Below are 11,086 nucleotides of genomic sequence, written 5' to 3'. Positions count from 1 at the left end.
TTCCAATCATTACCTACTGGAATAGCAAATCAGCTGACCTTAGATCGTGACCCACACGGAAACGTTCAGGTTTCGTTGATTGAGACTGAAAAATTATTGGGTGAAATGGTTAAAACAAAATTAGATACCATGAAATCCAGCGGAGAATTTAAAGGAAAATTTGGTACACAATACCACTTCTTTGGATATGAAGGACGTTGTGCTGCTCCATCAAACTTCGATGCTGATTATTGCTACTCGTTGGGGTACACTGCTTCAGTATTGATTGGTTCAGGAAAAACCGGTTATATGGCGAGCGTAAGAAATACAACTGCTCCTGCTGATGAATGGATCGCTGGCGGAGTTCCGGTAACTCAAATGATGAACATGGAAAAACGCCACGGTCATATGAAACCGGTAATTCAAAAAGCATTGGTAGAATTGGATGGGGCTCCTTACAAGTATCTTGTAGAAAATCGTGAAAGGTGGGCGATCGAAACCAGCTATTTGTATCCGGGACCGATTCAGTATTGGGGACCAACTGAAGTTTGTGATTTGACAACTGTTACGTTGCAACTTGAGCAAAAAGGAAAATAGTTCTTAATTGAATCAGATAAGTTAAGCCTCTGTGATTAATTCGCAGAGGTTTTTTTGTTAAATTCGTGTTTGTTTGGGACTGAATTTATCCTTGAAAATTATCGTCTATGAAAAAGATACTCAATGTTCATCGGAATAACGACCCTGAAAAATACCAATGTATTGGCTGCTCGCCACATAACCCAATTGGGATTAAATTAGAATTTTGGGATGATGGCGAAAACGTTATTGCGAACTGGAGTCCGCGTCCTGAATTTATGGGCTGGGAGAATGTATTACACGGTGGAATTCAGGCTACTGTGCTTGATGAAATTTCAGCTTGGGTTGTTTATACAAAGTGTAAAACGGCAGGAGTTACCGCTGAGATGCAGGTAAAGTACAAAAAGTCGGTTTATACCAATCAAGGCGAATTAACAATAAAAGGAAAGTTAGTTGAGATGAATAAGAGATTAGCAATTATACATGCTGAAATACTGGATCAGAATAGCCAGCTTTGTGCTGAAGCCGATGTTAAGTATTTCATTTTTTCGGAAGAAATTGCCCGCGAAAAATTTCACTATCCCGGAATCGAAGCTTTCTACGAATAATCGTTTTGATTAATTATGCTTCAGCTGGAATATTGAGATTGTTTTTCATCGGTCCCCAAGGCGCTGTAATTTCTGTTGATCCATAGTTGTTGATACTATCTTCTTTGTTTTGTTTGATTGTGGGAAGCTGCTCTTCACTGTGCTTAATCTCGGGAGTTGGTGTTATTTCAGCAGGAACTGTAATCGAAACGCTATCCGGAACAAGCGGTTGATTAATTTTCACCTCATGGGTTAGTTTTAAGCCTAGTAAATAAAAGACTGATGATGCGAGAATAATTAATTTCATGTGTTTCTATTTTTCAATTTAAGTTCGTGCTATTTCGATACTTAATATTGTCAAAATTACCTTTTTTTACTTCATGTATCCGAAATTTATCGATGAACGACCGATATTTTTCTTTAAAAAATGTTAATAGAGCTTTTAATCGTCTATTTCAATTTAAGAAATAGGTTGATAAAGTCTTCGATTAATTACACGTTGAGGTGGTAATAATCAAGTCTTTTTAGGCAAGTAACTGATTTTCATCGGGCGAATTGAGGTCGTGCTCAGGATAAACAATTCCGCAGTCGGCTCTCACACGATCTAAAATTTCAATTAAATCAAGCGATTTTTGGAGCGACATTAAATTGCTTTCGGTTTTAGGTCCGTGACCTTAGATGGTTTTGATTGGAGAAAGATATAAAATATTGAATGAATAATTTTCCATCGAATGCCTTGTATTCATACAAAGAATAATTCATGGTGCAAGTTTTTTCATTAACTTGTGTCAAGTAGGTAGTTTAAAATTGCCGATGGACGAAGAACAGTTAATTCAAACAATACAGACGGGCGATGAGAGAGCTTTTAAACAACTGGTAGAAAAGTACCAATTGTTGGTCGTGAACACTTGCAAAAGCTTTGTACACAATATGCACGATGCCGAAGATATTAGTCAGGACGTGTTTATTGAGGTATTTAATTCTGCGCACAAATTTCGAGGAGAGTCGAAGCTATCAACCTGGATTTACCGAATTACTGTTAATAAGTCATTGAACTTTATCCGCGATCATAAAAAGCAATCACTCTTTCAATCTATTGGAAATACCTTGTTTGGAACGAGTCGATCGTTGGATTTGAGATCAAACAGCTATGCAGACCGGCCAGATTTGCAGGCTGAAAACAACGAGCGAAAAGCGAATTTATATCAAGCGATTGATGCACTTCCAGAGCGGCAGCGGATTGCCTTTAACTTAAATAAGTTTGAAGATTTGTCGTATCGAGAAATAGCCGAGGTAATGCAATTGTCGGTATCTTCGGTGGAGTCACTAATGCATCGAGCAAAACTGAATTTACAAAAATCGTTGTATGCGTGTTATAAAAATGAAATATGAGAGCAAGCTTCATAGCTTGTTTGGTGTCAAACTAAAAAATGGGCAGATATGGAGCAGAAGCATGTCAAGGAAAAACTAATTTTTTTTCGGGATCAGTCGTTGCTGGAAAATGAAATGAGAATCATTCAGGAGCATCTTGTTCACTGTAAAGAGTGTAGCTTGTATCTTGATCGATTGAATGAAGATTTTGCTACTATTCAGTCTGAAAAGCTTGTTTCAGCCGATCCCTTCTATTATACCAGATTAAAAGCGAAAATGGAGCAGCATGAACAGTTGGGAGTCTCATCCAGATCATGGGCACAAGTTGTTGTATTTTCTGTGCTATTAATCTTTGCAATAAGTGGTGGGATCATGCTTGGCAAGAATTTCTCAACTTTAGATTATCAGAATGAAAAGGTAACTTCGGAATTGTTACTTTTTGATGGCGTGAAGCAGGAACCGATTGAACAATTTTTATTGTCAAAAGAATGATGATTGCAAAAACAAAAATATTAGCCTGGCTGGTGGTGATTCTGTTAGCTACCAATGTCTCAACAATCTTGTCGTTTGCTTACCACAGATATACTGAGCTTAAACAAGAGCCGAATGAAGAAATGACGCAAATGCCCGGAGAACAACGTACGCGCTTTTTTAAAGAACAACTCGGATTGACCCCTAATCAGGTTGATCTTTTCAGAGAGGTTAACCGAAGCTTTAATCAGCAAGCCCGAGGGATTACTCAGGAACTGGAATTCCTCAGAGCAAGCCTTGTTGACGAAATGATACGTGAAACTCCTGATCACAGTCGTTTAAAGGAATTGTCTGTGCAAATTGGGGCGAAGCACGCCCAGTTAAAAACAGTAACCTACACGTTTTACCTTAGTTTAAAAAAGCTTTGTAATGACGAGCAAAAAGAACAGTTGGCTCGTATTTTTAAATCGCTGGTGTCGGCAGATCAAAATATTCAACTCCCTCAAGGAAAGCGAGGAAAACATAAAAGACAATAGGAATTGCTTGGGTTTTCCATTAAGCGGCTTCACAGTTTTTGTGAAGCTTTTTTTTTTGAAAATAAATGAAATGAAGCGCAAGTATTTTCAGAGAGGTGTGTCTTATTAATAAATATTCAATTAAACATTTGCTTGTAAAATTTTTCAGGAAAAGCCTGTGGAAATAATTAATAATTTTAAAAATTGAAGAGATGAAAATTAAAGTAATGATTTTAAGTGTGCTGTTTGTACTCGCACTTTCAGGAGTTGGAATTAGTCAACCTAAGTCGTCGGGATCGCTCCCATGTATCAATGAAATTTCTAATTTGAGCGACAAGCAGAAAAGCCAGATTGCGGAATTGGGAAAAACTCACCAGACGGAGATGAATACCTTTCGAGCAGAACGCAGAGCAACAACTGACTCGGATAAAAAAGATCAGGTTTACAATAAAATGCAACAAGCAAAGAGCAATCATCGTAGTCAGGTTTTACAAATTCTGAATGATGACCAAAAGAAAGAATACCAAGCGATTCAGAAATCGGGCAGAGGGCAATTTAGAAATAACTCGGGAACACGATGTGGCGTCCCCAATGGCAAAGGCTTAGGTCAGGGACGTGGGAGAAAAGGGTCGGGGAACTGCAATGGCAATTTTCTTGGCAACAGAGGACAGGGACGAAATAGAGTGAATAATAATAGATAAAATAGGGGAGATTATAATGAAAAAATTAGCTCATATCTTTTTATTAGTTGGTATTGTATTTACAGCTTGCGAACAGCACGAAATGAGCGGAGCTGAATTGTCAGAGCTTTCTTTACTTTCAGTAGGGCTTGATGGGAACACTGATTTATTAATTCATAATTTGAAGACAGCTTTGGTTGTTGAACCAACTGAATTAACTGATGCTGAAATCGAAGGCCTCAAATGGATGCGGGAAGAAGAAAAGCTCGCTGGTGATCTTTATGCATTATTCAATGCTGAGTATGCTATACGGATTTTTGCTAATATTTCGCGCAGTGAAAATACCCATACTAATGCGGTGCTTTATTTGCTTGAACAATTCGAAATTGAAGACCCGGCAGTTGATGCTTCGGGGGTATTTGCGAATGAAACCTTGCAAGGGATATATAGTGACCTGAAAGCGGCAGGCGAAGTTTCGCTGTCGGAAGCACTTAAGGTTGGAGCGTACGTTGAGGAGCTGGATATTTTGGACTTAGAACAGCGTTTGGAAGATACTTCTAACGAAGATATTGAGCTAGTGTACGAAAACTTACTACGTGGTTCGCGCAATCATCTGCGTGCATTTACTCGTGTGTTGGCTCAAAACGGGTTTGATTATGAGCCAACATTATTAAGTGACGAATATTATACGGAAACGCTAGCTGCAGAAATGGAGCGAGGTCATGGACCTGGAAGCTGCGCGCTCGGTTACGGCTACGCCAATCGTAAAAATGGCAATGGTGGTTTGAGTGGTGGATCCAGCTCATCTGTTTGTGATAGTATTCCTGCTTTAGATGGGACGGGGCAACAGAATCGCTATGGGAATGGAAAAAGAGGGAACTAGTAAATTTTGATGAAAAGTCAAAGGGGAAACAATTGAATATTGTTTCCCCTTTTTAATTTACTTTTATTCTATGAGTCTTTTCAGCTCCAGGCTGAAGTAATAAAGTTCCTTTTTATAGAATTGAAAGTAGCTGGTGAGCACATCAATTTTTTCAAGGATAAAATCATTCAATTCTTCATCGTTAGAGATCGCTGACAGTCTATCCAGAAATTCCCATCGATGATTCTCAAACCAACTTTCGTTTCGTAATTTTCGTCTGCCACCATAATTACTGTAATAATAGACATACACATCCGTGGCGTGTTCTTTTGTCGGTTCCTCCAATAGCCGCTTTAAACCACCGCTTAACGATCTCATTAAAAGCCAATAACGATTAAATTCTTCGCTATATTCGCAGAGGTATTTCAGATTTTTAACCTTAATATAGAATTCGTGGACTTCGTGCTTAATTAAGTTGGTTTCAAGCTCATCAATTATTTCAGGTGTATGGGTAATAAATTCTTTAACAAATTCATTTTTACTTTGCGGGTACGATGTATCATTACTTACCCGGTATTCATTGTTAAAATATTTATAAAACCTCTGAGCTGGAGTCATATTTTCTTGTATTGAGTAGCTAATTTCAGACATTTTAAACTAATTGTCAATGGGTTATCGGGACGAGTTATTAAACTCGCACTTTTGGTTATCAAGACAGGTTGTACACTGACCGAAATCGATAACTAGTTAACGAGAAAAGGAGTGTTTTATTTCCTAACAACGACAGTGAAGATTTAACTTGCTTAAATACAAATGATTGAAAAAGTCAGCACATCATGAGAGGTTCTTGAGATTCAGCTTGCTGGTTGACCATCTGATTATTAATCGTTTGGAATAAAAAAAGGCAGAGAACTAATAATCTCTGCCTTTCAATATTTAAAAGTAGTCTACTTTCTTTCTTTCTTTATTGTAGAGGGAAAATTTTCTTTTCCCGGATGTATTCGATCACTTTTTCAGGGTTATTCCCATTTTGAGTAGGATCAAGATTTAGTGCTGCATTTACAGGAGCTTCAAAAGGAATGTCAACTCCTGGAACATACTGAATTGTTTCATCTTCATATAAATCAGGCTTATTCTTTCTACAAAACTCAAGCGACGCATCCATATAAAATAGGTGGAATTGATTTTCACCTATTATTTCAGCTACTTGTGTTCGTATCGATTCGTCGGGAGAAATGAACGAGCATATCGTGATAACACCCTGGTCGTTTAATAACCGACAAACCTCTGCTACCCGACGCAAGTGTTCAGCCCGGTCGGTTGGTGAGTAATCCAGTTCTTTAGACAGGCCGGAGCGAACCGAACTTCCATCAAGCAATACCACTGTTGCACCCATGTCAAATAGTTGCTTTTCAAGGCTGAAAGCAAATTCGTTTTTGCCCGATCCATGTAGGCCGGTTACCCAGAGCGTAGCTCCTTTTTGGTTGTATCGTTTCTGATATTCTTTTTGTGCAATTAATCCTTCTCCTTTTCGGATTTGATCGCGGTGTTTGTCACTAATTTTCGAGGGTAAATCATCCGGGCTTAATTTGTCGATTATCATTCCAACCGCAACCGTATTGTTGGTTACCGGGTGAATTAAAACAAATGCTCCGGTATTTTTATTTTTTTTATAGGGGTCGAAAAATAGCGGTTTGTTAGTTGTTAAAACTGCCCGTCCGATCTCATTCAGCTCCAAGTGATCAATTTCTGATTTTTGAAGGTTGTTGACATCAACTTTATATTTGACCTGATCGATACGCGCTTTTGTATTGTTGTTGGCATGTTTAATGAAAAACTGGGTGGTCGGATCCATTGGCTTTTCATCCATCCAAACCAGCATCGTTTCAAAATGGCGCTCAATTCGCGGTAAATTATCAGGATGCACCAACATATCTCCCCGCGAGATGTCAATTTCATCTTCGAGCGTAACCGTAACAGCTTGTGGCGGAAATGCTTCCTCCAACTCTCCATCATAAGTAATGATGCTTTTTACCTTTGACTTTTTACGTGAAGGAAGCACCATCACTTCTTCACCTTTGCGAATTACTCCTGATGAAATTCTCGTCGAAAATCCACGGAAATCGCGGTCGGGACGCAGTACATATTGTACAGGATAACGCAGGTCGTCAAAATTACGATCGGAACTGATGTGTACCGATTCTAAAAAGTCGAGCATTGACTTTCCTTTGTACCATTCCATTTTGTCGGTTTTGTCGACAACGTTATCTCCTTTTAAAGCTGAAATTGGAATGTAGTTAATATCCGGAATGTCCAACTGTGTCACAAAATCTTTATAATCTGAGCAAATATCATCAAATATCTTTTGATCAAAATCAACCAGGTCCATTTTATTGACAGCCAATACAACGTGCTTAATTCCCAGTAATGAAACTAAAAAAGTATGGCGACGTGTTTGAGTAATTACTCCTTTTGTTGCATCGATTAAAATGATTGCCAGGTTTGCAGTTGATGCACCGGTTACCATGTTGCGCGTATACTGCTCGTGCCCCGGGGTATCGGCAATAATAAATTTTCGCCTGTTGGTTGAAAAGTAGCGATAAGCAACGTCGATAGTAATTCCCTGTTCACGTTCGGCTTTTAGCCCGTCAAGTAGCAAGGCGTAGTCGATATCCTCACCGGCATGTCCAACACGTTTACTGTCGCGCTGCAATGCAGCAAGCTGGTCTTCGTAAAGTCGTTTGCTGTCAAAAAGAAGTCGCCCGATTAAAGTCGATTTTCCATCATCTACTGATCCGGCTGTTAGCAAGCGGAGTAAATCTTTTTTTTCGTCCTGATCAAGAAATGCCTTTATATCCATGTGTTGTGTAATCTTCAATTAATAATTCAAAGTCGAATGTTGATAGTGGTGGTTTAGAAATAGCCTTCGCGTTTTTTCTGTTCCATACTTCCTTCCTGGTCAAAATCAATAACTCGGGTTGTCCGTTCCGAAACAGTTACAGTCATCATTTCTTCAACAATTTTTTCAATGTTGTCCGCTTCTGAAGCAACAGCACCGGTAAGTGGGTAACACCCCAGCGTACGGAAACGTACTTCTTTCATTTCTGCCTTGTCAGCTAATTCCTTTGGCATGCGTTCATCATCAACCATGATCAGGTTGCCGTCCACTTCTACGATTGGGCGTTTTTTGGAATAATAAAGCGGAACGATTGGAATGTTTTCCAGTCGGATGTATTGCCATACGTCCAATTCGGTCCAGTTTGAAATGGGAAAAACCCTGATTGACTCGCCTTTGTGTACTTTGGCATTATAGATGTTCCAAAGCTCCGGACGTTGATTTTTAGGATCCCACTGGTGAAATTTATCACGAAAAGAGAAAATACGCTCTTTGGCTCTTGATTTTTCTTCATCACGACGAGCTCCTCCAAAAGCAGCATCGAACTTATACTTGGACAAACCTTCGAGTAAAGCCTGCGTTTTCATGACGTCGGTGTGCACCTTACTTCCATGGGTAAATGGCCCAACACCACTTTCAAATCCTTCTTTGTTGTGATGTACGATTAAGTCCCAACCATTTTCTTTGGCGTAATTATCGCGGAATTCAATCATCTCTTTAAATTTCCATTTCGAGTCAATGTGCATCAATGGAAATGGAACTTTACCGGGGTAAAAGGCTTTTTCAGCCAAGCGAACCATAACGGATGAGTCTTTCCCGATTGAATATAGCATAACGGGATTTTCAAATTCGGCTGCAACCTCACGGATAATGTGAATAGCTTCAGCTTCTAATTCACGTAAATGGGTCAGATTATATTTATTCATGATATCAATTTTTCAAGCGCATTTGCACGAGCAAGACTGTAAAAAATAATTAGGGTGCAAAAATAAGGTATTCTGACCGAAGTTTAATGAGTATTAACTCTTATTGTCCTTATTTAGAATGGCCAAATCATTGGAATGAGGGTGACAGATATAATAAACGCGATCAGATTCAAGGGTAATCCTACTTTGGTGTAGTCGCCAAATTTATAGTTTCCAAGTCCCTGTACCAGCAGGTTTGTTTGGTAACCTATTGGAGATGAAAAACTTGCTGATGCTGCAATGCAGATTGCAATAAAGAATGGCTTTGGATCTACTCCCATTTGAGTTGCTGCTGAAAAGGCAATCGGAAAAACCAGAGCTGCGGCAGCATTATTTGTTATAATCTCGGTGAAAACTGTTGTAATTAAATAGATTGTGATCAGTACACCAATCGGCCCAAATGATTTTGAAAAATTAATCGCGGTTGTTGCAATGCTGTCCGCTGCTCCAGAATTTTGTAAGGCTTTACTTAATCCAAAAGCACAGGCAATGGTTATTAACACGTCCCAGGAAATCGCTTTGGTATATTTCCGGTTTGGAAGAATATTAATCCAGGCCATCAAAACGGCAACGATGGCCGCAAAGTAAAACATGTCCAATTTATTCCCCCCAACTTCGGGTAAATAACGACCAATCGTCGCACCAACAATCATTAGTAAAACGAGTAATAATGCGAGTAGTCGTTGTCCTTTGTATCGTGGTGGGGGAATCTCCCCAATAAAAGAAGTCAGGTAAAATCCGGTAGATTCTCCCCAGTTTTTTATGAAATTTTCGTTTGTTAGAAGTACCAGGCTGTCTCCCGCTTTCATCCGGAAATCGCCAACGTTTGTTGATATGGTTTCTCCATTTCTATAGACTGCTAATACTTCGGCCTGGTAGTGGTTTAAAAAGTCAAATTGGTCAACTGTTTGATTAATCCCGGGAAAGCGAGGAGCAATAACAGCTTCAATTTGTTTGATGTCGGTGCTTTTATAAAATTTACCAAATCCTTTAAGAGCTTTGAATTCCAATTTACGCTGAGGAATAAGGTTTTCAAGTATTTCAGACTTTACAGCAATAACAAGCTTATCATCCTGATGAAGGATATATTTTCCTTTACGGGCATCAATAATTTCATGATCTCTTTCAATCGAATGGATAATGATATTTTTTAATTGATGCGTACGTCCATTATTAATTTCTTCGCCAGCGAGTGAGCTGTTGGAAGGGAGAGTCGCATCTAAAAAATACTCTTTGTAGTCCAGGCTATCTCTTTTATTGTTGTTTTTTTTGCCCGGAAGCAGTCGATGTCCAATGAATGCCAAATAAATAAAACCGGTCAGGGCGATCCAGATGCCCACTTTCCCCAGTTCAAACATAAACAATCCATCAAACCCGTTTTCGAGCATTAGGCCATGCACAACCAGATTTGTAGATGTTCCGATTAAGGTACAAATACCCCCCAGAATAGTCGCATACGACAGAGGTATCAGAAACTTTTGAGGAGAAAGGTTCATCTTTTCTGCCCAGTTTTTTATCATCGGAGCAAAAATGATGACTACCGGCGTGTTGTTTAGGAAGGCTGAAATGAAAGAAACAGGAATCAAAATTTTAGTCAATGTGATGGGCATTTTACCTCTTCTTTTTGGTAAAAATGCGCGGGCAACAATATTCAATGCCCCGGTTTGGCGAACTCCCTCACTAACCAAAAACAGGACAGCTACCGTGAGCATCCCTTTGTTTGAAAAGCCAGCAAGGCTCTCTTGGGTGGTGACAACTCCTGCCGACATTAACACGACAAGTGCTGAAAAGAGAAGCAGTCCTGGACGCATCCAATCGTTAATCAGTGCAATTATCATGACCACAATAACTGCAATAACAAAATAGCCTTCAAAAGTCATCAATAGTGATTTTTGAAACAAAAGTAAGTTTATTTACCTAACCACCTATGGAGTGAAATACTTAATTTAAAAGGAAACCTAGGTGAAGAAAAAAATGCTGTTATAATTTACTCATACCCTTAAAGTTGCCTGTTTTATTGGCTGTGTGTGCTTTTTTTATTGATATTTTCTTTTGTCGTTTAGGTTGAAAAACATATTTTTGCAGCGCCTTTAAACAAAAAGGCAACATACAGGATGACTCAGTAGCTCAGCTGGTAGAGCACATCCCTTTTAAGGATGGGGTCCTGGGTTCGAACCCCAGCTG

11 protein-coding genes and 1 pseudogene are annotated in these 11,086 nt (G+C 39.1%); 7 read left to right on the top strand and 5 right to left on the bottom strand.

Features of this window, described 5'->3' with window-relative positions:
• Positions 1-576, top strand: a pseudogene (locus tag ACTB00_RS19510) (diphosphate--fructose-6-phosphate 1-phosphotransferase); the annotation flags it as partial.
• Positions 577-683: 107 nt separating this feature from the next.
• Positions 684-1,163 (top strand): PaaI family thioesterase, encoded by a 480-nt coding sequence (locus ACTB00_RS19505; RefSeq protein ID WP_463301585.1) that lies wholly within the window; start codon positions 684-686, stop codon positions 1,161-1,163.
• 13 nt (positions 1,164-1,176) lie between these two features.
• Here the strand turns inward: ACTB00_RS19505 and ACTB00_RS19500 are convergent, their stop codons facing one another.
• The gene (locus ACTB00_RS19500; protein ID WP_463301584.1) at positions 1,177-1,449 is read right to left on the bottom strand and encodes a hypothetical protein; all 273 of its coding nucleotides are present in this window, start codon (positions 1,447-1,449) and stop codon (positions 1,177-1,179) included.
• A gap of 506 nt (positions 1,450-1,955) precedes the next feature.
• Between ACTB00_RS19500 and ACTB00_RS19495 the strand changes: the two genes are divergently transcribed.
• The 5 genes from ACTB00_RS19495 (at position 1,956) to ACTB00_RS19475 (ending at position 5,062) form a co-directional block, all read left to right on the top strand.
• Positions 1,956-2,534, top strand: a complete 579-nt coding sequence (locus ACTB00_RS19495; protein ID WP_463301583.1) for an RNA polymerase sigma factor — start codon at positions 1,956-1,958, stop codon at positions 2,532-2,534.
• A 48-nt stretch (positions 2,535-2,582) separates the two neighbouring features.
• Positions 2,583-3,005, top strand: a complete 423-nt coding sequence (locus ACTB00_RS19490) for a hypothetical protein (RefSeq protein ID WP_463301582.1) — start codon at positions 2,583-2,585, stop codon at positions 3,003-3,005.
• Positions 3,002-3,520 carry a hypothetical protein gene (locus ACTB00_RS19485; protein WP_463301581.1) on the top strand — a complete coding sequence of 173 codons (519 nt, stop codon included), beginning with the start codon at positions 3,002-3,004 and terminating at the stop codon, positions 3,518-3,520. The genes ACTB00_RS19490 and ACTB00_RS19485 overlap by 4 nt, the downstream gene beginning before the upstream one ends.
• Before the next feature lie 191 nt (positions 3,521-3,711).
• Complete coding sequence (locus ACTB00_RS19480) at positions 3,712-4,200, top strand: Spy/CpxP family protein refolding chaperone (RefSeq protein ID WP_463301580.1); 489 nt, start codon at positions 3,712-3,714, stop codon at positions 4,198-4,200.
• Between the two features lie 16 nt (positions 4,201-4,216).
• Positions 4,217-5,062 carry a DUF2202 domain-containing protein gene (locus ACTB00_RS19475; protein WP_463301579.1) on the top strand — a complete coding sequence of 282 codons (846 nt, stop codon included), beginning with the start codon at positions 4,217-4,219 and terminating at the stop codon, positions 5,060-5,062.
• Positions 5,063-5,125: 63 nt separating this feature from the next.
• On the opposite strand, the gene ACTB00_RS19470 is transcribed toward ACTB00_RS19475, so the two are convergent.
• The 4 genes from ACTB00_RS19470 to ACTB00_RS19455 all read right to left on the bottom strand — a co-directional run bounded on the left by ACTB00_RS19470 (position 5,126) and on the right by ACTB00_RS19455 (position 10,782).
• A complete protein-coding gene (locus ACTB00_RS19470; protein WP_463301578.1) occupies positions 5,126-5,659 on the bottom strand; it encodes a hypothetical protein in 534 nt (177 codons plus the stop codon).
• Positions 5,660-6,005: 346 nt separating this feature from the next.
• Entirely contained in the window at positions 6,006-7,901 is a 1,896-nt protein-coding gene (gene cysN, locus ACTB00_RS19465) for a sulfate adenylyltransferase subunit CysN (RefSeq protein ID WP_463301577.1), read from the bottom strand.
• Positions 7,902-7,954: 53 nt separating this feature from the next.
• The gene (cysD, locus tag ACTB00_RS19460) at positions 7,955-8,863 is read right to left on the bottom strand and encodes a sulfate adenylyltransferase subunit CysD (protein WP_463301576.1); all 909 of its coding nucleotides are present in this window, start codon (positions 8,861-8,863) and stop codon (positions 7,955-7,957) included.
• Between the two features lie 113 nt (positions 8,864-8,976).
• Positions 8,977-10,782, bottom strand: coding sequence for an SLC13 family permease (locus ACTB00_RS19455; RefSeq protein ID WP_463301575.1), 1,806 nt, complete (start codon positions 10,780-10,782; stop codon positions 8,977-8,979).
• Positions 10,783-11,086: the final 304 nt, after the last annotated feature.

The organism is Sunxiuqinia sp., from assembly GCF_055140945.1.
Note: the sequence above shows the minus strand (reverse complement) of the source record. Positions and strands in the feature narration are given on the sequence as shown.